Genomic DNA, 23,043 nt, shown 5'->3' with positions numbered 1-23,043 from the left:
AGGACAATACGGCCATGACCCTCACCGAACTCAAATACATCGTTGCCGTGGCACGGGAGCGGCACTTTGGCAAGGCTGCCGAGGCCTGCTACGTGTCGCAACCCACCCTGTCGGTGGCGGTGAAGAAGCTGGAGGAAGAGCTCGACGTCAAGCTCTTCGAGCGCAGTGCCAACGAGGTCACCGTGACGCCGCTGGGCGAAGAGATCGTGCGCCAGGCCCAGGCGGTGCTGGAGCAGGCGGCCAGCATCAAGGATCTGGCCAAGCGCGGCAAGGATCCGCTGGCCGGCCCGCTGCGCCTGGGCGTCATCTACACCATCGCGCCCTACCTGCTGCCCGACCTGGTGCGCCAGGTCATCGGGCACACGCCGCAAATGCCGCTGATCCTGCAGGAGAACTTCACCGTCAAGCTGCTGGAGATGCTGCGCACCGGCGAGCTCGATTGCGCCATCCTGGCCGAGCCTTTCCCGGACACCGGGCTGGCGGTCGCGCCGCTGTACGACGAGCCGTTCCTGGCGGCCGTTCCGGTGCACCACCCACTGGCTACGCGCCCGAGCGTGACCACGCCGGAACTCAAGAAGGAGACCATGCTGCTGCTGGGCAACGGCCATTGCTTCCGCGACCACGTGCTGGAGGTCTGCCCCGAGTTCGCCCGGTTTTCCAGCGATGCCGAGGGCATCAGCAAGAGCTTTGAAGGTTCGTCGCTGGAGACCATCAAGCACATGGTGGCCGCGGGCATGGGCATCACGCTGGTGCCCCGCCTGAGCGTGCCCGCCGAGGCGTTGGAGGCCAAGCCGCGCAAGGACGCGCTGGTGCGCTACCTGCCCGTGCTCGACGGCCCTGGCGGCGAGCCGCCCACCCGCCGGGTGGTGCTGGCCTGGCGCCGCAGTTTTACCCGTTACGAAGCCATTGCCGCCCTGCGCAATGCCATTTATGCCTGTGAGTTGCCCGGCGTGGCGCGCCTGTCCTGATGAAAAACCGCTTTGCCCTGTACCTGGACCTGATCCGCTGGAACCGCCCCGCCGGCTGGCTGTTGTTGCTGTGGCCCACCTGGAGCGCGCTCTGGCTGGCTGCCGGGGGCTTTCCCGGCTGGCACCTGCTGGGGGTTTTCACCCTGGGCACCATCCTCATGCGCAGCGCCGGATGCTGCGTCAACGATGTGGCGGACCGCGAGTTCGACCTGCACGTCAAACGCACCGCGCAGCGGCCTGTGACCAGCGGCGCCCTGTCCAGCCGGGAGGCGCTGGCGGTCGGTGCGGTGCTCACGCTGGCGGCTTTTGCGCTGGTGCTCACCACCAATGCGGCCACCATCGCCTGGTCTTTCGCAGCCCTGGCGGTGACCCTGGTGTACCCGTACGCCAAACGCTTTGTCTCCATGCCGCAGGCGGTGCTGGGCGTGGCCTTCAGCTTTGGCATTCCCATGGCCTTCTCGGCCGTGCAGAGCACCGTGCCCTGGCAGGCGTGGGTGCTGCTGCTGGGCAACCTGTTCTGGGTGCTGGCGTATGACACCGAATACGCCATGGTGGACCGCGATGACGACCTGCGCATCGGCATGAAGACCTCGGCCATCACCCTGGGGCGCTGGGACGTGCCGGCCGTGCTGGCGTTCTACGGGCTGTACCTGGTGCTGTGGAGCGCCGTGGTGGCGCCGCTGCTGCAGTCGGGCTGGTGGTGGGTGGGGGTGGCCGCTGCCGCGGCGCAGGTGGTCTGGCACGGCACGCTGATCCGCACCCGCACGCGCGAAGGCTGCTTCCAGGCGTTTCGCGTCAACCACTGGGTGGGGTTTGCCGTGTTTGCCGGCATTGCGGCCGGTTACGGACTGCGCTGACGTAAAAAAGCCCGAACCGCTGGCGCGGTCGGGCAGCTGGCAACGGTCGCTCTGCGGCCGTTGCAGGATTTACAGGCGGTTACTTCTTCAGGCACTCGCTCATGTGTTTTTTGCGCTCATCGCCCTTCATGCCCTTGGCTTCCGCGTTGCAGGCTTTCATTTTTTCCTGCTGGCTGGTGCCCTTGGCGGCCGCGGCGGGCTTGGCGCTCAGACATTCCTTCATGAAGGCTTTGCGTTCATCGCCGGTCTTGCCCGTGGCTTCCTTGTTGCAGGTGGCCATCTTGGTCTGCTGGGGCGTGGCCGCGTGGGCGGCGCCCAAGGACAGGGAAAGACCCAGAGCCAGAAGGGAAAGCAGTTTTTTCATCGGATGTCCTCTCAGGTAAATGGCGTATGACCGCCGTGGCAGAAAAATGCACCAGGGCATTCAAGCACACAACGTTCCAAAAGACAACGCGGATGACTCGGGCGGGTGCCCCGTAAAATCACGGCATGCTGTCTGTAAAAAATGAACTTCTGGAGGCGCTGGCCGCTTCCCTCGAAAAACTGTCCCCCGGGGCGGGCGCCAAAGCCGCATTCGAGTCGCCCAAGGTCGCCGCCCACGGCGATCTGGCCACCACCGCCGCCATGCAACTGGCCAAGCCGCTCAAGCTCAACCCGCGCCAGTTGGCCGAAACCCTGCGCGCCGACCTGTTGGCCCAGCCGGTCTACCAGCGCTGGGTGGATGCGGTGGACATCGCCGGACCCGGCTTCATCAATATCCGCCTCAAGCCCGAGGCCAAGCAGCAGGTGGTGCGTGAAGTCCTGGTGCAGGGCGCGCAGTTCGGTACACAGGCGCGCAATGGCCAGCGTGTGCTGGTGGAGTTCGTGTCGGCCAATCCCACCGGTCCCCTGCATGTGGGCCATGGCCGCCAGGCTGCGCTGGGCGACGCCATCTGCAACCTATTCCAGACGCAGGGCTGGGAGGTGTACCGCGAGTTCTATTACAACGACGCCGGGGTGCAGATCAGCACGCTGGCCAACAGCACGCAGCTGCGCGCCAAGGGCTTCAAGCCGGGGGACGCACAGTGGCCCGAGGCGGCCTACAACGGCGACTACATCCAGGACATTGCCAACGATTACCTGGCCCGCAAGACGGTGCATTCGGACGACCGGGAGTTCACCGCCAGCGGCGACGTGGACGCGCTGGACGATATCCGCCTCTTCGCGGTGGCCTACCTGCGGCACGAGCAGGACCTCGACCTGAAGGCGTTTGCCGTGCAGTTCGACAACTACTACCTGGAGTCCAGCCTGTACACCAGCGGCAAGGTGGATGCCGCCGTGCAGCGCCTGCGTGACGCCGGCAAGACCTACGAGCACGACGGCGCCCTGTGGCTCAAGTCCACCGACTACGGGGACGACAAGGACCGCGTCATGCGCAAGGGCGACGGTTCGTACACCTACTTCGTTCCCGATGTGGCCTACCACATCACCAAATGGGAGCGCGGCTTCCACAAGGTGGTCAACATCCAGGGCACCGACCACCACGGCACCATCTCGCGCGTGCGCGCCGGCCTGCAGGCCGTGGGCCTGGGTATTGCGCAGGGCTTCCCCGACTATGTGCTGCACACCATGGTGCGGGTGGTGCGGGGGGGCGAAGAGGTGAAGATTTCCAAGCGCGCTGGCAGCTACGTGACGCTGCGCGACCTGATCGAGTGGACCAGTAAGGACGCCGTGCGCTTCTTCCTGCTCAGCCGCAAGCCCGACACCGAATACACCTTCGACGTCGATCTGGCCGTGCAGAAGAACAACGACAACCCGGTGTACTACGTGCAATACGCCCATGCCCGCATCTGCTCCGTGCTGGCGGCCTGGGGAGGTGACGTGGCCAGCCTGCGGCAGGCGGATCTCTCACCCCTGCAAAGCCCCCAGGCCCAGGCGCTCATGCTGCTGCTGGCCAAGTACCCGGAAATGCTGACCGCCGCCGCGGCGGACTTCGCGCCGCACGACGTGACGTTCTACCTGCGCGAACTGGCCGCCTGCTACCACAGCTACTATGACGCCGAGCGCATCCTGGTGGAGGACGAGGCGCTCAAGACGGCCCGTCTGGCGCTGGTCGCTGCGGCGGCGCAGGTGTTGCACAATGGGCTGGCGGTGCTGGGCGTGAGCGCTCCGCAAAAAATGTAGTCAATCAAACAAGAAGGCAGCGCATGAAACAGCAGCGTGGCGGAACCCTGTTGGGGTTCATCATCGGAGTGGTCGTCGGTTTAGGTGCCGCGCTGGCGGTGGCCGTGTACGTGACCAAGGTGCCCGTACCCTTCATGAACAAGGGTCAGAGCCGTTCGGCCAACCAGGATGACGCAGAGGCCAAGAAGAACAAGGACTGGGACCCGAACGCCCCCCTGTATGGCAAGAATCCGGTCAAGCCGGCGCCTGCCGCCGCGCCCGCGGAGCCGGATGCCAAGTCCGCACCCGCCACCAAGGCGGAGAGCAAGCCCGACGCCAAGGGCACCGCCAAAGGCGAGCTCAAGCCCGCCGTGTCAGCGGACCCGCTGGGGGATCTGGCCAAGGCCAAGACCGGTGCTGCCGCGACGGCAGAGCCTTTTGCGTACTTTATCCAGTTGGGCGCCTTCCGCACGATGGAGGATGCCGAGAGCCAGCGCGCCAAGCTGTCCCTGAGTGGCATTGAAGCCAAGATTTCGGAGCGGGACCAATCCGGGCGCACGGTGTTCCGGGTGCGCGTGGGGCCGTTCGACAAAAAGGAAGACGCCGAGCGCAGCAAGGACAAGCTCGACAAGGCTGGCCTGGAAACCGCACTGGTCCGGGTGCAGCGCTAGCCGGCGCGGGAACTTCCGCGGAGTCCCGGGGTCGCATCTGTTCACACTTGGAGTTGTTTTACATGTTTATGAAACGTCGTGAGTTTTCCCGGGCTGCTGCCAGTGCCGCTGTGGTGTCTTCTGCCTGGTTCTCGCCCCTGGTGCAGGCACAGGCCAAGAAACCCCAGGCGGGCACCGATTACCAGGCACTGGAAGCACGGGCTCCGGTGGAGGCCCCCGCCGGCAAGATCGAGGTGGTGGAGTTCTTCTGGTACAGCTGCCCCCACTGCAATGCGTTCGAGCCCATGTTGGACGCGTGGTCCAAAAAACTCCCCAAGGATGTGGTGCTGCGGCGCGTGCCGGTCGCTTTTCAGGACAGTTTCGTGCCGCAGCAGCGCCTGTTCTATGCGCTGGAAGCCATGGGGCTGGTGGAAAAACTCCACGCCAAGGTGTTTGCCGCCATCCACGGTGACCGGATCAACCTGACCAAGGGCGATGCCATCGTGGAGTGGGTCAGCCGCCAGGGGGTGGACAAGGCCAAGTTCCTGGAACAGTTCAACTCCTTCTCGGTGGCGAGCAAGGTGACGCGTGCCACGCAACTGCAAAACGCCTACCGGGTCGAAGGCGTTCCTGCCCTGGGTGTTGCCGGACGGTACTACACCGACGGCTCCATGGCGCGCAGCATGGAACGCGCCTTGCAGGTGGTGGAGTCCCTGGTTCTGGACGTACGCTCCGGGCGCTGAGACGCCCCGGGCCCAGGGCGTTCGCACCTGCGGCCCATTTCATTTTTCCAGGAAATGCTTGCCTTCCCTGTGACAGCGGGATGGTTCGGTGCGCTCAATAATTCGCATCATGAAACTCTAAACCGGAAATTTCGATTTAAGTTTTAAATTCGATTAAATCGATTGACACGATTCTTTCGATTCGATATTCTCGCCTCCAAGCACAATTTCTGAGCAGGAGCAGCGAGCATGAGTCAGTCCCCGACCCCCCACGACAGCAGCGCCGGCGCCGCGCAAGGCGCGCCCGTCACGTCGATCCAGGAATTCCTGTCCTTCAAGCTGGCCAGCGAGGAGTACGGCATTGACATCCTGCGCGTGCAGGAAATCCGGTCGTACGAAGCACCGACCCGCATCGCCAACGCACCGGCGTTCGTCAAGGGGGTCATCAATCTGCGCGGCGTGATCGTTCCCATCATCGACATGCGGTTGAAGTTCAACCTCGGCGAGGTCAACTACGACGGGTTCACCGTGGTCATCGTGCTCAACATCGGCCGCCAGGTCGTGGGCATTGTGGTCGATGGCGTGTCCGATGTGATCACGCTCACCCCCGAACAGCTGCGCCCGGTTCCCCAGATCTCCTCGGCCATCGACAACGAACACCTGCTGGCCATCGGCTCGGTGGGCGACCGCATGCTGATTCTGCTGGACATCGAAAAACTCATGAATAGCGCCGACATGGGGCTGGTGTCCCAGGCGTTGCAGTAAACCCAACCGAGGAAAGCACCATGAATTTTTCAAACCTGAAAGTGGGCGTGCGTCTGGGTTGGGGCTTTGCCGTCGTCATTCTGGCCGGGCTGGTTGTGGCCATGTTTGGCAGCCTGGAGCTGGGCGCGGTGAATACCGAGGTGACGGCGCTGGTCGAGGACCGCATGGTCAAGGTGGAGCAGCTGAACCAGGTGAAGGAAAACCTGAATGTCGTGGCCCGGGCCATCCGCAACATTGCCCTCATGTCCGACGAAAAGGCCGAGCGGGCGGAGCAGCAGCGCATCTTGGACGCGCGTGTCCAAAATGCGGAACTGCTCAAGAAGCTGGAGGCATCCATCGTCAGCGAGCAGGGGCGCAAGCTGCTGCAGGACATTGCCGAAATCCGGGCACCATACAACGCGACGGTCGACAAGGCCCTGGCGCTGGGGCTGGCAAACAATGACGCCGAAACCCGGGATGTGCTGATCAACGAGAACCGGCCTTTGCAGGCCGCCTACTTCAAGGCACTCAACGCGCTGATTGGATTGCAAAAAAGCGCAATGGACAGCACGGCCAAGCATGTGCAGGAAACCACGGCGGCAACCCGCCTGGCGATGCTGATCATCGCCGCCGTGGCTGCCATGGCCGGTGGGCTGATCGCCTGGGTGCTGACCCGTTCCATCACCCGCCAGCTCGGCGGCGAGCCGGACTACGCCTCCAATGTGGCCCGCGAGATCGCGGCCGGCAACCTGGTGGTGGACGTGCAACTGCGCGGTGGCGACGAGTCCAGCCTGCTGGCGGCCATGAAGGCCATGCGGGACAGTCTGGCGCGGGTCGTATCCCAGGTGCGCCAGGGCTCCGAAAGCGTGGCGACAGCCAGCGTGCAGATCTCCCAGGGCAACAACGACCTGTCCGCCCGCACAGAAGAGCAGGCCAGCGCGCTGGAAGAAACCGCCGCGTCGATGGAAGAGTTGAGCTCCACCGTCAAGCAAAACGCCGACAACGCCCGCCAGGCCAACCAGCTGGCCCAGAGTGCGTCCACGGTGGCGGTGCGCGGCGGCGAAGTCGTGGCCCAGGTGGTGGACACCATGAAAGGCATCAACGACAGCTCGCACAAGATCGCCGACATCATCAGCGTGATCGACGGCATTGCGTTCCAGACCAACATCCTGGCGCTCAATGCGGCCGTGGAAGCGGCCCGTGCCGGCGAGCAGGGCCGTGGTTTTGCCGTGGTGGCCAGCGAAGTGCGCAGCCTGGCCGGTCGCTCGGCCGATGCCGCCAAGGAAATCAAGAACCTGATCACTGCCAGCGTGGAGCGTGTGGCCCAGGGCACCGAACTGGTGGACCAGGCGGGCACCACCATGACCGAAGTGGTCACCAGCATCAAGCGCGTGACCGACATCATGGGAGAGATCAGCGCGGCCAGTTCGGAACAGAGCGCAGGTGTCTCGCAGGTGGGTGAGGCGGTGACGCAGATGGACCAGGCCACGCAGCAGAACGCCGCGCTGGTGGAAGAAAGCGCCGCTGCCGCCGACAGCCTGAAGACCCAGGCGGAGCAGCTGGTGCAGGCGGTCAGCGTGTTTCGCCTGTCCGAGCAGGCCGTCCAGGCCCGGGTAACGGTGGCGCGCACTCCCGCCCCAGCCGTCGCGGCGGTCCAGGTCGCCGCAGTGGGGGGCAAGCGCCCCAGCCCGCTTCGCGTGGCCAACGCTACCAGCCCGCCACCCAAAGTCGCTCCCCGCAAACCGGCGCTGTCACTCGCCAACAGCAGTGCCAGCCAGGCGGGCGCAGACGATTGGGAAAGCTTCTGACCCGCCGGACCGAGGGCGGCCTGCGCGGCCCATGCAAGGTCCATATGAGAAATCGCAATATTTTCCCGGCTTGATGGCCGTGCAATGAGTCTCGCGACGCCGGGCGTCGCCAAGGAAAGAACAAAGGAATGCAAATGAAACTCACCATTGCTAGGCGGCTGGGGCTGCTCATAGCCAGTGCGCTGTTGGGCATTGTCCTGCTGGTAACCGTTTTTCTCTTCACGGAGAGAACCATGATCATGAACGAGCGCCAGTTGGGCGTTCAGCAAGCGGTGGAGACGGCGCATGGTCTGATTGCCCATTTCTACGACCAGGTCAGCAAAGGCCAGATGTCGGAAGAGGAAGGCAAGCGCCGTGCCGCAGCGGCCATCAAGGGATTGCGTTACAGCGGCACCGAGTATTTCTTCGTCCAGGACATGCAAATGAAGATGCTGGTGCATCCCAGCCCGAAGCTGGAAGGAACAGATGCGTCCAATCTGCAGGACTCCCAGGGCAAATACCTGACGGTGGAGATGACCCGCGTGGTCAAGGAGCAGGGTGCAGGTTCCGTGTACTACATGTGGCCCAAACCCGGTGGCCAGACGCCCGTGCAGAAAGTCACCTACGTCAAGGGATTCGAACCCTGGGGCTGGGTGGTGGGTTCGGGTGTGTATGTGGACAACGTCGATGCCGTGGTGTTCAAGCGGGTCGTCAGCGCCTCTGTCGCGGCCTTGGTTCTGGCGGGGATTCTGCTGGGTATCGGGCTGCTGATCACGCGCAACCTGCTGCGCCAGCTTGGCGGCGAACCCGAGGACGCTGCGGAGATCACCCAGCGCATCGCCCACGGCGACCTGACCGTGCACATTGATCTCAAGAAGAACGACCAGTCCAGCCTGCTGTTTGCCATCAAGTCCATGCGCGACAGCCTCTCCGGCATCGTGGGCCATGTGCGCACCGGCTCGGAAGGCGTGGCCACGGCCAGCGCCGAGATCGAACAGGGCAACCACGACCTGTCGGCACGTACCGAACAGCAGGCCAGCGCCCTGGAGCAAACGGCGGCGTCCATGGAAGAGCTCAGCTCCACCGTCAAGCAAAACGCCGACAACGCGCAGCAGGCCAACCAGCTGGCGCAAAGCGCCTCGGCTGTTGCCAAGCAGGGCGGCGAAGTCGTGGCCCAGGTGGTGGACACCATGAAAGGCATCAACGACAGCTCGCACAAGATAGCCGACATCATCAGCGTGATCGACGGCATTGCGTTCCAGACCAACATCCTGGCGCTCAATGCGGCCGTGGAAGCGGCCCGTGCCGGCGAGCAGGGCCGTGGTTTTGCCGTGGTGGCCAGCGAAGTGCGCAGCCTGGCCGGTCGCTCGGCCGATGCCGCCAAGGAAATCAAGAACCTGATCAACGAAAGCGTGCAGCGCGTCGAGCAGGGCAGCGCCCTGGTGGACCGCGCTGGCAGCACGATGACGGACGTGGTGAATTCGATCCGCCGGGTGACCGACATCATGGCGGAGATCAGCGCGGCCAGCCTGGAGCAAAGCACCGGTGTCTCGCAGGTGGGCGAGGCGGTGACGCAGATGGACCAGACGACACAGCAGAACGCGGCGCTGGTGGAGGAGATGGCGGCGGCGGCCTCCAGCCTCAAGACCCAGGCCCACGAGCTGGTGGACACAGTGGCCGTCTTCCGGATCGCTGAGTGAGGCGTGTGAAACCCCGTACAACAAAGACTGGAATGAAAATGAAACTCACAATCGCAAAACGGCTGGGCCTGCTCATTGGCAGTGCCTTGTTGGGCATGGGTGTTCTGGTTGCGGTATTTCTCTATACCGAGAGAACCATGATCATGGAAGAGCGCCAGCTGGGCGTGCAGCAGGTCGTGGAGACCGCCCACGGAGTGGTTGTGCATTTCTACGACCAGGTCAGTGCGGGCAAGCTGACGGAAGAAGAAGGCAAGCAGCGCGCCATGGCGGCGTTGCGCCCCTTGCGCTATAGCGGCTCCGAGTACATCTGGATCAATGACATGCAGCCCAAGATGGTGATGCACCCGATCAAGCCGGAGCTCGAGGGCAAGGACCAGTCCGGGAACAAGGACCCGACGGGGGTGAGCATCTTTGTGGAATTCGTCAAGACGGTGAAGGCCAGCGGTGCCGGCTACGTGTTTTACATGTGGCCCAAGCCGGGCAGCGATAAGCCGGTGCAGAAGGTTTCCTACGTCAAGGGTTTCGAGCCCTGGGGCTGGGTGGTAGGCTCGGGCGTGTATGTGGACAACGTGAATGCCGTCATCACCAAGCGGGTCATCAGCTTCACAGTGGGGGCACTGGTGCTGGGCGCCCTGTTGCTGGGGGTCAGCCTGCTGATCACGCGCAGCCTGCTGCGCCAGCTTGGCGGCGAACCCGAGGACGCTGCGGAGATCACCCAGCGCATCGCCCACGGCGACCTGACCGTGCACATTGATCTCAAGAAGAACGACCAGTCCAGCCTGCTGTTTGCCATCAAGTCCATGCGCGACAGCCTCTCCGGCATCGTGGGCCATGTGCGCACCGGCTCGGAAGGCGTGGCCACGGCCAGCGCCGAGATCGAACAAGGCAACCACGACCTGTCGGCCCGCACCGAACAGCAGGCCAGCGCCCTGGAGCAAACGGCGGCGTCCATGGAAGAGCTCAGCTCCACCGTCAAGCAAAACGCCGACAACGCGCAGCAGGCCAACCAGCTGGCGCAAAGCGCCTCGGCTGTTGCCAAGCAGGGCGGCGAAGTCGTGGCCCAGGTGGTGGACACCATGAAAGGCATCAACGACAGCTCGCACAAGATAGCCGACATCATCAGCGTGATCGACGGCATTGCGTTCCAGACCAACATCCTGGCGCTCAATGCGGCCGTGGAAGCGGCCCGTGCCGGCGAGCAGGGCCGTGGTTTTGCCGTGGTGGCCAGCGAGGTGCGCAGCCTGGCCGGTCGCTCGGCCGATGCCGCCAAGGAAATCAAGAACCTGATCAACGAAAGCGTGCAGCGCGTCGAGCAGGGCAGCGCCCTGGTGGACCGCGCTGGCAGCACGATGACGGACGTGGTGAATTCGATCCGCCGGGTGACCGACATCATGGCGGAGATCAGCGCGGCCAGCCTGGAGCAAAGCACCGGTGTCTCGCAGGTGGGCGAGGCGGTGACGCAGATGGACCAGACGACACAGCAGAACGCGGCGCTGGTGGAGGAGATGGCAGCGGCGGCCTCCAGCCTCAAGACCCAGGCCCACGAACTGGTGGACACAGTGGCCGTCTTCCGGATCGCGTAGCCAGCAACCCTGGCACCACGTCCTCGTCTGCCGCACCTGCGGGTGCGGTGTCATGTAAGTCATTTTCTGAATTTATGCGCACCAATCTACCGGTTACCCAGCACGAATGCCCTTTTCCGTCGGGGGCCAATCTGGTTTCGACCACCGACCTGAAAGGGCGCATCACACACTGCAACGATGCCTTTGTCAGCCTGAGTGGCTACACCCGCGAGGAGCTGTTGGGGCAGCCGCACAACTTGGTCCGCCATCCCGACATGCCGGCGGAGGCGTTCCGTGACATGTGGGCCACCCTCCACCTGGGCGTGCCCTGGACCGGCGTGGTCAAGAATCGCAGCAAGAACGGCGACCATTACTACGTGGTTGCCAACGTGACGCCCATCATGGAAGGCGACCAGCCTGTGGGCTACCTGTCCGTGCGCACGCAGCCGTCGCGGGAGCAGGTTGCAGCTTGCGAAGCGCTCTACGCCACCATGCGTGCGGAGCAGCAAGCCGGAAAATTGGTGCACTGCCTGCACCATGGTGCGGTGGTGCGCCATAGCGTGTGGGGCCATGTAAGCAGCTATGTGCGGCCAACGGTCAATGCGCGCATTGTGGCCAAGAGTTTGTTGGTGGGTGGCGTGGGCGTGATCGCCGGAGCGCTGGCCGCGGGGGGCACTTCGACGGTCTTCTCGCCGCAATTTGCAGGTGCAGTGATGTTGACACTCGGAGTGGGGTTGCTGGCTGCGTGGCGGGTGTATGAGTTGACGGCGCGGCCGGTGCAGAAGGTGCTCGCCTTTGCCAACAGCATGGCGGCGGGGGATTTGACCCGGGAACTGCACAGCGGCCGAGGCGGTGTTTATGGCCGCTTGGATCGGGCGCTCAACCAGCTCAAGGTCAATATCCGCTCCATCGTGGGTGATGCCCGCACGGAAGTCGTTCGCATGGAAAGTGCCACGGCCAATATTGCAACCGGCAGCCAGGACCTGTCCGCGCGCAACGAGTCTCAGGCCGCCAGCCTGGAGGAGACGGCTGCTGCGGTTGCGCAGCTTGCTGGCAATGTGCAGCAAACCGCAGGGGCGGCGCGACAGGCTACCGAGCTGGCGGCAGATGCCACCCGCATTACAGAGCGCAGCAACGAGGCGGTACAGGCGGTTACCCGGACCATGCAGGAAATCAACGAATCCTCGCAACGCATCGGCGAAATCATCCAGTTGATCGATGGCATCGCGTTCCAGACCAACATCCTGGCGCTCAATGCGGCCGTGGAAGCGGCCCGCGCGGGCGTGCAGGGGCGGGGTTTTGCCGTGGTGGCGACGGAAGTGCGCAATTTGGCGGGACGTTCAGCCGATGCGGCCAAAGAGATCAAGCAGTTGATTCTGGATTCCGCCCAAAAGATCGAGACGGGGACCCGCTTGACCCGCACCGCCCGTAGCACGATGGATGAGGCGGTGGACACATCGCGCCAGGTCAGTGCCCATATCGCTGATATCCACCGTGCCGTCGAGGAGCAAAGCAGCGGCATTGTGCAGATCAACGCGGCGCTGAACCATATTGAAGATCTGACGCAGAAGAACAATGCCTTGGTGCATGCTCTGGCGGACTCGTCTGCTGCGCTGGACATCCAGTCCCATGCGGTTGCCGATTCCATGCGCGTGATCCGGCTTACCCAGGCCGACGTGGTGGTTGATCCAGACGCCGTGGCGTTGCGCCGAAAAATGAAAGAAAAACAGGCCCTTCCCGTGCAGGGGCCGGCACGTCTGGCAGCGACCGATGCCGGGAGGGCGGTGTCGCGCAGGAGTCCGCAGATAGCCAGAGTTACATCGCTTAAAGTGATGTAATCGATCAAAACACGTTTCAACATGGTTGACATAAAAAACATGGTCGAAGAGCTGAAAAGCAAGCCCTATCTCACGCCCAACGAGGTGGCCCAGTGGATGATGGTGTCACCCATCACCGTGCGCGGGTGGGCGCAAAAGGGCATGCTGCAGGCGGAAGTGACGCCGGGCGGACACCGGCGTTTTCGCCGGGAAGAAGTCGAGCGCTTCGCCCGCCAATGGAACCCGGCGGGCAACCGCGGGCCGTTGCGGGTGCTCATCGTGGACGACGACAAGTCCGTGGTCGGCTTCCTGAAGGAGCTGCTGGAGGGTGCAGCGGATCCCGTCACCGTGGAGGTGGCCTATGGCGGGTTCGAGGCCGGGCGCAAGGTGCACGCGTTCACGCCGGACATCGTCTTGCTGGACTACATGATGCCTGGCATCCGGGGGGCGGAAGTCTGCCGGCAGATCAAGCAGATTCCGGGCTTGGCCAACGTCCGGGTGATTGGCATGAGTGGCTTCCTGAGCCCGGAAAACGAAGCCGAGCTGATCGCCGCAGGGGCGGAATGCTGCCTGACCAAGCCGCTGGACACGTCACGGTTGCTGACCCTGATGGGTGTCGAAGACTGACAACATAAAAAAACATGTGCAGGGGGAAAAGATGGTGTTTGCTCGTGAACCGTTTCAATCCTTGGGTAACGCCGGCCCCTGCCGCGTTTTGGTGGTCGATGACGATCCGGCACACCGCTTGCTGGCGTGCGATGTACTGACGCCCTCCCGCTACGCCGTCACGCAGGCGGGTTCGGGACGGGAGGTGCTGGATCTGTTGCGCGTCCACAGCTTTGACATGGTGCTGCTGGACAAGCGCATGCCCGGGATGGATGGCGACGAGGTATGCCGGCGCATCCGGGGGGAACTGGGTCTGGCCATGCTGCCCATCTTGATGGTGACCGGTGACGGGGACATCGACAATCTGACACAAAGCCTCTCGGCGGGGGCGGACGATTTCCTGCGCAAGCCCTTCGAGCCCCGTGAACTCCTGGCCCGCGTGGATGCTGCCGTGGCCCGCAAGCGCCTTACCGATCAGCTTGACAGTGCCGAATCCATGCTGTTCGCGCTGGCGCGCATGGTGGAGGCCAAGGATGGCAACACCGGTGACCACTGCTCACGCCTGTCGCACAGCGGAGTGGTGCTGGGCAAGGCCCTGGGGTTGGGGCCGGACGAGTTGATGGCCCTGCGCCGCGGTGGCGTGTTGCACGACATCGGCAAACTGGGCATTCCCGACCGCATACTGCTCAAGCCCGGCAAGCTGACGGAGGACGAGTGGGTCCTCATGCGCCAGCATGTGGACATTGGTGCCCGGCTCGTGGGCGGTCTCAAGACCATGCAGCGCACGGTGCCCATCATCCGCCACCACCATGAAAAATGGGATGGCAGCGGCTACCCGGACGGCTTGAAGGGCGAGCGCATCCCCCTTCTGGCCCGCGTGTTCCAGATTGTGGACATTTACGATGCGCTGGCCCACGCACGGCCCTACAAGCAGGCACTGGAGCGTCGCGACATTGTCCAGATCATGGAGGCCGAGGCGGCCCAGGGCTGGCGTGACCCCGAACTCACTGCCATCTTTCTGGACATCGTCAAAAACCGGCCCGAGGAACTGGACGTTCCTTCAGCGTCCCCGGATGACCTGGGCATGCACCTATTCAGCGCCATCCGCAGCACCGGCGCCATGGGCGGGCATGCGGGGACGGGCGCGTGAGCGCACCCGTGGCCGCCGCGTTGGGGCCCTTGCTGCGCGCGCAGGTCAGGCTGGTGGCCGTGATGGCGGGCTTGATGCTGCTGGCCCTGGTCTTGCCCCTGCACACCTGGCATATTGAATCCCGGTATTACCTGCCACTGCACACGACGGTGGAGTTCGTGGCGGTCATGGTGGCGTTCCTGGTGTTCGCCACGGTATGGCATACCCCTTCCCGGGAAGGCTCTGCCTCGCTGCTGTTCATTGCGGTGGCCCTGTTTGCGGCCGGCTGGCTGGATTTCTCGCACGCGCTGTCCTTCAAGGGCATGCCGGACATGGTGACGCCGTCTTCCACGGAAAAGGGAATTGTGTTGTGGCTGGCGGCGCGCTTTCTGGTGGCAGTGACGCTGGCGGGCCTGAGCCTGGCGCCCGAGCTGGCGGTGCCTTCGCGGCGCATGCGGTACGACATCCTGCTGGCGTACGCGGTGGTCAATGGGCTGGTGCTCGGGGCCGTGCTCTTCCATGAGTCAGAACTGCCCGCCACCTTCGTCGAGGGGGTTGGCGTGACCCGCACGAAGGTGCTGGCCGAATGGGTCATTACCGGTTTGCTGGTACTGGCGGCGTGGCGCTACTACCGGCGGGCGCGAGCGACCGGCGATGAGTTCCCCGCCCTGATCTTTGGCGCCGCGGCGGTCGCTGCATTGGGCGAAGTCTTTTTTACGGCGTATTCAGAAATCAACGACGCGCAGAACCTGCTGGGTCACCTGTACAAGATTGTGAGTTACAGCCTGATTTACCAGGCCATGTTCGTCATCAGTGTGCGTGCCCCGTATGTCCGCCTGGCCCACAAGACCGACCTGCTCCTGCAGGCCAATGAAACCCTGCGGACCCAGGCGCTGGCGCTGGAGTCCACCACCGCGCCGGTGTTGGTGACCGATGCCGAAGGTCGCGTGCGTTGGCGCAACCGGGCATCCCACCAACTGCTGGTCGTCGGGCCACTGGAACAAACGGAAGGTCTTTCGCTGTTCGCAGCGCCTGTCACGCCCGATCCGGAAGTGGCCGCGGTCATGCGGGAAGCCCTGCTGGCCTCGGGGCGCTGGCGGGGAGTAGTCGAGCTGCGCGACGACGGCGGCAAGCGCCTCATCATCAACCGCATGGTGACCTCCTTGCGCAGCGAATCCGGGGTGCTGGAAGGCTTTGTTTCGGTGGCCGAGAATGTGACCGAAAACCGGCGCGCGCGGGAGCGGCACAAGCGCGTGCTCGACACCGCCATTGACGGGTTCCTGATTGCGGATGCGCACGGCAAGCTGCTGGAAACGAATGCGGCTTTGGCCCGCATGTCGGGTTACTCGGCGAGCGAGTTGCGCAACCTCCATGTCCATGAGTTCAGCGTCACCGGCCGCCTGCGGGAAGCCCAGGAGCGCCTGCGCAAGGCCGACGTGCTGGGCCAGGAGCAGTTTGAAACACGGTTTCGCCACAAGTTGGGGCACGAGGTGGCGGTTGTCGTGTCCCTCACGTTCGACCCGGAAGTGCAGCAGTATTTTGTTTTTGTCCGCGACATCACCGACCAGATGCTGTCGGCGGCGGTCCAGCTGGATCTGGAGCGGCAGTTGCAGCAGGCGCAGAAGATGGAGGCGCTGGGGCAGCTCACGGGGGGCGTGGCCCATGACTTCAACAACATCCTGGCGTCGGTGTTGGGGTATTCCAAGCTGGCGCTGGACCGGCTGGTCCCCGACAAGCAGAGCAAGCTGGCCAGCTACCTGCGCGAGGTCATCATGGCCAGCGAGCGCGCGCGCGACCTGATTGCCAAGATGCTGGTGTTCTCCCGCACCAAGTCCAGCGCCGCGGCGCAGGCCATTTCTCCCGCGGCCGTGGTGCAGGAGGTCCTGTCCATGGTGCGCCCCTCCATCCCGTCGAGCATTCAGCTCGATGTCCGGCTGGAGGATGACCTGAGCATCCTGATGGACGCCGGGGACTTGAACCAGATTCTGCTCAACCTCATCATCAACGCCCGCGACGCCATTGCCGGCCACGGCGTGATCGGCATCCGCCTGCACCGGATCGAGGCCCATGGACAGGTGTGCGCTATCAGCGGGCAGCGCCTGAGCGGCCCCTACCTGGCGCTGGAAGTGAGCGACAACGGCAGTGGCATTGCGCCGGCGCACCGGCTGCGCATGTTCGATCCCTTCTTCACCACCAAGGACGTGGGCAAGGGCACGGGCCTGGGCCTGTCCATGGTGCAGGGCATCGTGCTGCGCTCTGGCGGCCACATCGTGGTGGAGTCGCAGCTGGGGCAGGGCAGCATGTTCCAGCTGCTGTTCCCGATCGCCTCGCCCGTGCAGGCCGCACCGGACCAGCCGTCCGACGCGCTGGAGCTGCTCCGGGGTGCCGGGCAGCGGGTCTGGGTGGTCGATGACGAACCGGCGGTCACCCGGTATCTGGGTGAACTGCTGGAGGGGCAGGGCTACCAAGTGACGCTGTGCAACAGCCCGGATGCCGCCCTGGCCGCATTTGCCGGTGCGAGCCACGCGGTGGATCTGCTCATTACCGACCAGACCATGCCCGGCATGAGCGGCACGGAACTGGCTGCGCGCCTGCATGCGGTGCGGCCCGAGCTGCCGGTGATCCTGTGTACCGGACACGGTGGCGGCATCGACCAAAGCGATCTGACGCGCTCTGGCATCCGCCATTTCTTCACCAAACCGGTAGCGGCCCACGACCTGTTGCAGGTCATGGCCGAAGAATGGGCCGTGGGCGTTCGAACCGTCTGAGCCCGCTTGTGGCATGCTGGCGGACATGAGCACCACGCACACGCCACCGCCGGGCTTTCTGACGGCCCCCACGCAATTCTTGTTCTTTACCGGCAAGGGCGGGGTCGGCAAGACCTCGCTGTCCACGGCGGCCGCCATTGCCCTGGCCGACGCGGGGCGGCGCGTGCTGCTGGTCAGCACCGATGCCGCCTCCAATCTGGATGAAATGCTGGGCGTTCCCTTGCGCAACTGGCCGGTTCCGGTGCCCGGCGTGGCTGGTTTGCAGGTGCTCAACATCGATCCCGATGCCGCTGCAGAGGCGTACCGTCAGCGCGTGCTGGCCCAGCTGGAGCCCCAGGCGTCGCAGGATGAGCGCGCCACCGTGCGCGAGCAGCTGTCCGGCGCCTGCACCACGGAAATTGCCGCATTTGACGAGTTCTCGGCCCTGCTGGCCAACCAGGGGCAGCCCATGGGCAGCCCGGCCGGCGACGTTGCGGCTGCGCCCTGGGACCATGTGGTCTTTGACACGGCGCCCACCGGCCACACTTTGCGCCTTCTGAGCCTGCCCAAGGCCTGGAGTGGATTCCTGGCCGGCAATGACCGGGGCGCGTCCTGCCTGGGGCCGCACTCCGGGCTCAAGATGCAGGAGGCGCGCTTCAACGCCGCGCTGGCAGCCCTGAGCGACGCCACGCGGACTACCGTGATCCTCGTGACCCGGCCGGACCCACGCCCCATGCAGGAAGCCGCCCGCACGGCGCAGGAGTTGCGTGCGCTGGGCCTGTCCAACCAGCGTCTGGTCATCAATGGCGTATTCCATGCCAGCCAGCCCGACGACCCGACGGCCCAGGCCCTGGAAGCGCTGGGACGGCAGGCGATGGCGGACATGCCCGGCCCGCTGGCGGCTTTGCCGTGCGACGAAGTGCCGCTACGGGCCTTCGACACCGTGGGCCTGCCGGCCCTGCGGGCGTTGCTGGGTGGGGCAGCGGCCCCGCAGCAGGGCGTGGGTAGCCCGGCTGCAACGCCCCTGCCGGCCGAGCCGCTGGACCGGCTGGCCGACGAACTGGCGGCCCTGGGCCACGGCCTCATCATGGTCATGGGCAAGGGTGGGGTGGGCAAGACCACCATTGCGGCGGCGCTGGCGGTGGGCCTGGTGCAGCGCGGCCACAACGTGCACCTCACCACCACCGACCCGGCCGCCCATTTGGCCGACACGCTCAACGGCAGCCTGCCCGGGCTGAAGGTGGACCGCATCGATCCCCAGGCGGAAACCGCGGCCTACATTGCCAAGATCATGGCCAGCCGCGGCAAAGACCTGGATGCCCAGGGTCAGGCGCTGCTGCTGGAAGACCTGCAGTCGCCCTGCACCGAAGAAGTGGCCGTGTTCCACGCCTTCAGCCGGGTGGTCACCGAAGCGCGCAGTGCCTTTGTGGTGCTGGACACGGCGCCCACCGGCCACTCGCTGCTGCTGATGGACGCCACGGGCGCGTACCACCGCCAAATGGTGCGCCAATACGAAGGCGGCGCCAACACCCGGCACATCGTCACCCCGCTCATGCGCCTGCAGGACGCCAGCATGACGCACGTGCTCATCGTCACCCTGCCTGAAGTGACTCCGGTGAGCCAGGCGGCCGCCCTGCAGGATGACTTGCGCCGCGCGCGGATCGAGCCGTGGGCCTGGATCATCAACAAAAGTGTGGCGGCAACCGGTACCACGGACCCGTTGCTGCAGGCGCGCCTGGGCGGCGAGTACCGCCAGGCGGCGCGCATTGCCAGCGGGCTGGCCCAGCGGACCTTTGTCCTGCCATGGCTGGCGCAACCCCCGGTGGGGGTGCCCGCGCTGGCACAACTGGTGCTACCAAAAAAATAGCTGCAGACGCATGTGGAATGCGGGCTGCAGCTATCTTTTGCACTGAATTCCGGGCAACCGGAATTCAGGGAGGAGGCGGATTAACCGCCCTTCTTGGAACGCTTGCCGGGGTTCTTCTTGCTGCGGGTGGCAGTGCCACGCTCAAGACTGATCTTCTGGCCGCGGCCACCGGTTGCCAGGGTCATGCCGGGCAGCGGCTTGGGTGCGGGGGTGGCTTTGCGGTCTGCTTCGGTGACGATTTTGTTGCCCATGAGATTTCTCGGCTTTAGAGTTGAAAACCGTTATTAAGCCATAGGTGAGAACGTCCCCGGCCGGCCGGGTGTACGCGGCGGACGGCGGCCATAATGGAAACCGTATGACCACGACGCTCCCCGACCGCTGCCTGCACCTCACCGGTGCCACCAATTTCCGCGACCTGGGGGGCTATGTGGGTCACGGCGGGCGCGCGGTGCGCTGGCGGCGCTTGTTCCGCTCCGACCACCTGGCGGCGCTCACTCCGCAGGACGTGGCCGCGGTGCAGGCCTTGGGGCTGGTGCGGGTGTGCGATTTCCGGGGCGTGGCCGAGCGCGCGCCGCTGGCCTGCACGGTGCCGGGCGTGGCGGTCCATTCCCTGCCCATTGAACCGACGGTGGTGCAGCGCATGCAGGACTGGGTCGCGTCGGGCCAGGCCCTCACCGCCCACGACACCGTGGGCCTCATGCAGCAGACCTACCGCGCCTTTGTGCACCACAACGCAGCCCGCTTTGCTGCCCTGTTTGCGCAGCTGCTGGACAACGACGCCCCGCTGGTGTTTCACTGCACGGCGGGCAAGGACCGCACCGGCTTTGCCGCGGCGCTGATCCTGCTGGCGCTGGGGGTGCCCCGACCGGTGGTGATGCAGGATTATCTGCTGAGCAACACCCTGTACCCCACCCCGAGGACTTCGGCCCACCAGGCGCCGCAGGACGTGCTGAACGTGGTCTGGAGCGTACGCGAGGCGTTCCTGGAGGCGGCCCTGCAGGCGGTGGATGCCGACTTTGGCGGCGTGTCGCGTTACCTGCAGGATGCGCTGGCGGTGGGGCCGCGGGAGCAGACCCGGTTGGCGCAGCTGTACCTGTCGGCCGCGTAACCCGGCCACCGCGCCGTCTCAGGGGTTGGTCTCGGGCATGTGCCAGTGTGCCAGCGCCGCGGCCGGCCCGGGGCGCGCCAGCAGGTAGCCCTGGTACTGCAGGCAGCCCAGGTGTTCCAGCGTGTCGCGCTGCGCGCGGGTCTCCACACCCTCGGCAATGACGTTGAGTTCCAGGGCCTGGCCCAGGGCGACGATGGTCTTGACGATGGCGGCATCGCCCGGATCGCTCTGCAGGTCCCGCACGAACGACTGATCAATCTTGAGCTTGTCCAGTGGCAGGCGCTTGAGGTAACTCAGGCTGGAGTAGCCGGTGCCGAAGTCGTCCAGCGCAAAGCGCACGCCGCGCGCGCGCAGGGTGCGCATCTTGGCGATCACGCCTTCTACATCGTCCACCAGCTGGCTCTCGGTGAGTTCCAGTTCCAGCCGTTCGGCCGGGGCGCCGGTTTCGTCGAGCACGGCCAGCACGTCGTGCACGAAGTTGGGGTGGCGGAACTGTCGTGCGCTGACGTTGACCGCCAGGTCCAGATGCGCCATGGCGGGCTGGCCGGCCCATGCCTTCAGCTGGATGCAGGCGGTGTGCAGGATCCAGCGGCCCAGCGGCAGGATCAGGCCGCTGGCCTCCGCTGCGGCAATGAAGTGGCCCGGCGCGACCAGGCCGCGGCGCGGGTGTTGCCAGCGCACCAGGGTTTCGGCGCCCAGCAGCTGCCCCTGGCTGTCGACTTGCGGTTGGTAGTGCAGCAGAAACTGCCCTTGCTCCAGCCCCTCGCGCAGTTCGGTTTCCAGCGCCACCCGGGCGGACATCTGGGCCTGCATGTCGGGGTTGAAGAAGCGCAGCACGTTGCGCCCGTCGGTCTTGGCCTGGAACATGGCCAGATCGGCCCGCTTGAGCAGCTCTTCCTGCGTGCTGTGGGGGTCTGAGAACATGGCAATGCCCACACTCACCGTGTTCTGGTAGCGCTGCGTGCCCAGCGGGTAGGGCTCGGCCAGTGTGGTGAGGATTTTCTGCGCCACCGTTTCAGCCTGGCGGGCAGCTTCGTCCACGTTGACGCTCAGGTCCTGCAGCATCACCACAAACTCATCCCCGCCCAGGCGCGCCAGGGTGTCCTGGTCGCGGGTGCAGTCGTGCAGGCGGCGGGCCACCTGCTGCAGCAGCAGATCGCCCATGTCGTGGCCCAGCGTGTCGTTGAGGGTCTTGAAGTTGTCCAGGTCGATGAACAGCAGCGCGCCGTCGTGCGCCGTGCGGTCCCGCGTGGCCAGGGTGTGGCGCATGCGGTCCAGCAGCAGGCGGCGGTTGGGCAGGTGGGTGAGCGGATCGTAGAAGGCCAGCTGGTGGATGGCTTCGCGGTTGCGCTTGAGTTCGGTGATGTCGGTGGAGACGCCGCACAGTGCGTAGATCTCGCCTGTGGAGCGGCGCAGTGGCAGTTTGACCGAGAAGTAGGTGCGGGTGTTCTGGCCGTCCGCGCTGGTGACGACCTCCTCCTCGGCCACCCGCTCGCCCCGCTCCAGCACGTGCAGGTCGTTGCGGCGCAGGCGTTCGGCGGTGGCCACGTCAAAGAGATTGGCGTCACCCTGGCCCAGCACGTCGGTCAGCGGCAGGCCGATGACCGTGCACATCGTGCTGTTGGCGTAGCGGTAGCGCAGCTGCAGGTCCTTGATGTAGATGTGGGACTCGACGCTGTTGAGAATGGTGTTGAGCTTGTCCTCGTTTTCGCGCAGACTGCGGGTCTTCTCGTTGACCTGGCGACGCAGCAGCGCGGCAAAACCCACCACCAGCAACAGCAGGGCCCCGGCGACGGCCGCGCCCCACCAGAACGTGCGCGGCACCAGTGTGCGGGGCGGCTCGCTCCCCCAGCGGCCCAGGATATTGAAGTACACCGAGTCCGGCTTCTCCTTCCAGTCCAGCAGATGGCGGTCCACCGCGGCCAGCAAATCGGCGTTGCGTCCCTTGCCCGTGGCGTAGAACAGGCGGCTGGGCTGGAACATGATGCTGGTTTCCACCAGCTTGTAGTGCGCAGCCTGCAGCTCACCGAACTGGTGGTTGGCCACCACGGCGTCGGCCTCCCGCGCGGCGACCTTGGCAAATCCCTCGGTCAGGTTGGACACCGGCACCCATTGGGCCTCGATGCCAAAGCTGGCGAGCAGGGTGCTGAAGTACTCCTGCTGGACAGAGCCCTGCAGGATGGCTACCCGCCGGTTCTGCAGGTCCAGCACCGACTGGATGGCCGATCCGTCACGCCGGTACAGTTGGGACCAGCTGTGCAGTGCCGGCACCTGGTGGAAGTCAAAGATCTGGGCGCGCTGCTCGCTGAACGCCACGTCGGGCATCAGGTCGATCTGGCCCAGCCGGGTGGCTTCCAGGCAATCCTGCCATTCGCATGCCACCGGCACCAGCGTCCAGTCTTCGCGCTGGGCAATTTCCTGCAGCAGGTCGCCCAGGATGCCGGTGGGCCGGCCGTCGGCTCCAAGGGAAATCTTCGGTTCGTTGGCGTACACGCCCACCCGCACTTCGCGGGCCTGTGCCATGGCGCCGTGCAGCAGGCAGCCCAGCAGCACGCCGCCGATCAGCCGGAGGAGGGGTAGGGGCTGTGGATGCAGGGGCATGGCGCAGAGGGCGGACCCCGGCGCCAGCGCGGGGGC

General features: G+C 65.1%; 18 protein-coding genes. 15 read left to right on the top strand and 3 right to left on the bottom strand.

Annotation, left to right across the window (positions count from 1 at the left end; all coding sequences use genetic code 11):
* The first annotated feature begins 14 nt into the window (after positions 1 to 14).
* Together AC1Q5W_RS08265 and ubiA are read left to right on the top strand one after the other, a co-directional pair.
* The gene (locus AC1Q5W_RS08265) at positions 15 to 968 is read left to right on the top strand and encodes a LysR substrate-binding domain-containing protein (protein ID WP_492644851.1); all 954 of its coding nucleotides are present in this window, start codon (positions 15 to 17) and stop codon (positions 966 to 968) included.
* Positions 968 to 1,825: a 4-hydroxybenzoate octaprenyltransferase gene (ubiA, locus tag AC1Q5W_RS08260; RefSeq protein WP_492644852.1), complete on the top strand. Its 858-nt coding sequence runs from the start codon at positions 968 to 970 to the stop codon at positions 1,823 to 1,825. Before AC1Q5W_RS08265 ends, ubiA begins: the two co-directional genes overlap by 1 nt.
* Positions 1,826 to 1,904: 79 nt before the next feature.
* On the opposite strand, the gene AC1Q5W_RS08255 is transcribed toward ubiA, so the two are convergent.
* Positions 1,905 to 2,189 (bottom strand): PsiF family protein, encoded by a 285-nt coding sequence (locus tag AC1Q5W_RS08255; protein ID WP_492644853.1) that lies wholly within the window; start codon positions 2,187 to 2,189, stop codon positions 1,905 to 1,907.
* A 125-nt stretch (positions 2,190 to 2,314) separates the two neighbouring features.
* Between AC1Q5W_RS08255 and argS the strand changes: the two genes are divergently transcribed.
* The 12 genes from argS to arsA all read left to right on the top strand — a co-directional run bounded on the left by argS (position 2,315) and on the right by arsA (position 19,298).
* Positions 2,315 to 3,988 carry an arginine--tRNA ligase gene (gene argS, locus AC1Q5W_RS08250; protein ID WP_492644854.1) on the top strand — a complete coding sequence of 558 codons (1,674 nt, stop codon included), beginning with the start codon at positions 2,315 to 2,317 and terminating at the stop codon, positions 3,986 to 3,988.
* Positions 3,989 to 4,011: 23 nt separating this feature from the next.
* Complete coding sequence (locus tag AC1Q5W_RS08245) at positions 4,012 to 4,638, top strand: SPOR domain-containing protein (protein WP_492644855.1); 627 nt, start codon at positions 4,012 to 4,014, stop codon at positions 4,636 to 4,638.
* A 68-nt stretch (positions 4,639 to 4,706) separates the two neighbouring features.
* A complete protein-coding gene (locus AC1Q5W_RS08240) occupies positions 4,707 to 5,360 on the top strand; it encodes a thiol:disulfide interchange protein DsbA/DsbL (RefSeq protein ID WP_492646155.1) in 654 nt (217 codons plus the stop codon).
* 228 nt (positions 5,361 to 5,588) lie between these two features.
* Positions 5,589 to 6,104, top strand: a complete 516-nt coding sequence (locus AC1Q5W_RS08235; protein WP_492644856.1) for a chemotaxis protein CheW — start codon at positions 5,589 to 5,591, stop codon at positions 6,102 to 6,104.
* Between the two features lie 20 nt (positions 6,105 to 6,124).
* Positions 6,125 to 7,891, top strand: a complete 1,767-nt coding sequence (locus AC1Q5W_RS08230) for a methyl-accepting chemotaxis protein (protein WP_492644857.1) — start codon at positions 6,125 to 6,127, stop codon at positions 7,889 to 7,891.
* A 128-nt stretch (positions 7,892 to 8,019) separates the two neighbouring features.
* Complete coding sequence (locus AC1Q5W_RS08225) at positions 8,020 to 9,570, top strand: methyl-accepting chemotaxis protein (protein WP_492704134.1); 1,551 nt, start codon at positions 8,020 to 8,022, stop codon at positions 9,568 to 9,570.
* 38 nt (positions 9,571 to 9,608) lie between these two features.
* Positions 9,609 to 11,153, top strand: a complete 1,545-nt coding sequence (locus AC1Q5W_RS08220; RefSeq protein ID WP_492644859.1) for a methyl-accepting chemotaxis protein — start codon at positions 9,609 to 9,611, stop codon at positions 11,151 to 11,153.
* Positions 11,154 to 11,227: 74 nt separating this feature from the next.
* Positions 11,228 to 12,970, top strand: coding sequence for a methyl-accepting chemotaxis protein (locus tag AC1Q5W_RS08215; RefSeq protein ID WP_492644860.1), 1,743 nt, complete (start codon positions 11,228 to 11,230; stop codon positions 12,968 to 12,970).
* Positions 12,971 to 12,991: 21 nt separating this feature from the next.
* Entirely contained in the window at positions 12,992 to 13,576 is a 585-nt protein-coding gene (locus AC1Q5W_RS08210) for a response regulator (protein ID WP_492644861.1), read from the top strand.
* A 34-nt stretch (positions 13,577 to 13,610) separates the two neighbouring features.
* Entirely contained in the window at positions 13,611 to 14,705 is a 1,095-nt protein-coding gene (locus AC1Q5W_RS08205; protein ID WP_492644862.1) for an HD domain-containing phosphohydrolase, read from the top strand.
* The gene (locus AC1Q5W_RS08200) at positions 14,702 to 17,452 is read left to right on the top strand and encodes a hybrid sensor histidine kinase/response regulator (protein WP_492644863.1); all 2,751 of its coding nucleotides are present in this window, start codon (positions 14,702 to 14,704) and stop codon (positions 17,450 to 17,452) included. Before AC1Q5W_RS08205 ends, AC1Q5W_RS08200 begins: the two co-directional genes overlap by 4 nt.
* 25 nt (positions 17,453 to 17,477) lie before the next feature.
* Entirely contained in the window at positions 17,478 to 19,298 is a 1,821-nt protein-coding gene (gene arsA / locus AC1Q5W_RS08195; RefSeq protein WP_492644864.1) for an arsenical pump-driving ATPase, read from the top strand.
* Positions 19,299 to 19,378: 80 nt separating this feature from the next.
* On the opposite strand, the gene AC1Q5W_RS08190 is transcribed toward arsA, so the two are convergent.
* Positions 19,379 to 19,549, bottom strand: coding sequence for a hypothetical protein (locus AC1Q5W_RS08190; RefSeq protein ID WP_492644865.1), 171 nt, complete (start codon positions 19,547 to 19,549; stop codon positions 19,379 to 19,381).
* 104 nt (positions 19,550 to 19,653) lie between these two features.
* Here AC1Q5W_RS08190 and AC1Q5W_RS08185 point away from each other — a divergent pair, with 104 nt between their 5' ends.
* A complete protein-coding gene (locus tag AC1Q5W_RS08185) occupies positions 19,654 to 20,406 on the top strand; it encodes a tyrosine-protein phosphatase (RefSeq protein ID WP_492644866.1) in 753 nt (250 codons plus the stop codon).
* An 18-nt stretch (positions 20,407 to 20,424) separates the two neighbouring features.
* Here AC1Q5W_RS08185 and AC1Q5W_RS08180 read toward each other — a convergent pair whose 3' ends face one another.
* A complete protein-coding gene (locus tag AC1Q5W_RS08180; RefSeq protein ID WP_492644867.1) occupies positions 20,425 to 23,007 on the bottom strand; it encodes an EAL domain-containing protein in 2,583 nt (860 codons plus the stop codon).
* Positions 23,008 to 23,043: the final 36 nt, after the last annotated feature.

The organism is Rhodoferax sp. MLSD5-FHT05B10 (genome assembly GCF_058793415.1).
The sequence above is the reverse complement of the archived record's forward strand: the minus strand, read 5'-3'. Positions and strand labels throughout refer to the sequence as shown.

Coding starts and splice junctions, on each gene's coding strand:
- AC1Q5W_RS08190 (WP_492644865.1), bottom strand. CDS start 19,549: ATGGGCAACAAAATCGTCACCGAAGCAGACCGCAAAGCCACCCCCGCA.
- AC1Q5W_RS08220 (WP_492644859.1), top strand. CDS start 9,609: ATGAAACTCACAATCGCAAAACGGCTGGGCCTGCTCATTGGCAGTGCC.
- AC1Q5W_RS08245 (WP_492644855.1), top strand. CDS start 4,012: ATGAAACAGCAGCGTGGCGGAACCCTGTTGGGGTTCATCATCGGAGTG.
- AC1Q5W_RS08210 (WP_492644861.1), top strand. CDS start 12,992: ATGGTTGACATAAAAAACATGGTCGAAGAGCTGAAAAGCAAGCCCTAT.
- AC1Q5W_RS08180 (WP_492644867.1), bottom strand. CDS start 23,007: ATGCCCCTGCATCCACAGCCCCTACCCCTCCTCCGGCTGATCGGCGGC.
- AC1Q5W_RS08255 (WP_492644853.1), bottom strand. CDS start 2,189: ATGAAAAAACTGCTTTCCCTTCTGGCTCTGGGTCTTTCCCTGTCCTTG.
- AC1Q5W_RS08185 (WP_492644866.1), top strand. CDS start 19,654: ATGACCACGACGCTCCCCGACCGCTGCCTGCACCTCACCGGTGCCACC.
- arsA (WP_492644864.1), top strand. CDS start 17,478: ATGAGCACCACGCACACGCCACCGCCGGGCTTTCTGACGGCCCCCACG.
- argS (WP_492644854.1), top strand. CDS start 2,315: ATGCTGTCTGTAAAAAATGAACTTCTGGAGGCGCTGGCCGCTTCCCTC.
- AC1Q5W_RS08225 (WP_492704134.1), top strand. CDS start 8,020: ATGCAAATGAAACTCACCATTGCTAGGCGGCTGGGGCTGCTCATAGCC.
- AC1Q5W_RS08265 (WP_492644851.1), top strand. CDS start 15: ATGACCCTCACCGAACTCAAATACATCGTTGCCGTGGCACGGGAGCGG.
- AC1Q5W_RS08240 (WP_492646155.1), top strand. CDS start 4,707: ATGAAACGTCGTGAGTTTTCCCGGGCTGCTGCCAGTGCCGCTGTGGTG.
- AC1Q5W_RS08215 (WP_492644860.1), top strand. CDS start 11,228: ATGCGCACCAATCTACCGGTTACCCAGCACGAATGCCCTTTTCCGTCG.
- AC1Q5W_RS08235 (WP_492644856.1), top strand. CDS start 5,589: ATGAGTCAGTCCCCGACCCCCCACGACAGCAGCGCCGGCGCCGCGCAA.
- AC1Q5W_RS08230 (WP_492644857.1), top strand. CDS start 6,125: ATGAATTTTTCAAACCTGAAAGTGGGCGTGCGTCTGGGTTGGGGCTTT.
- ubiA (WP_492644852.1), top strand. CDS start 968: ATGAAAAACCGCTTTGCCCTGTACCTGGACCTGATCCGCTGGAACCGC.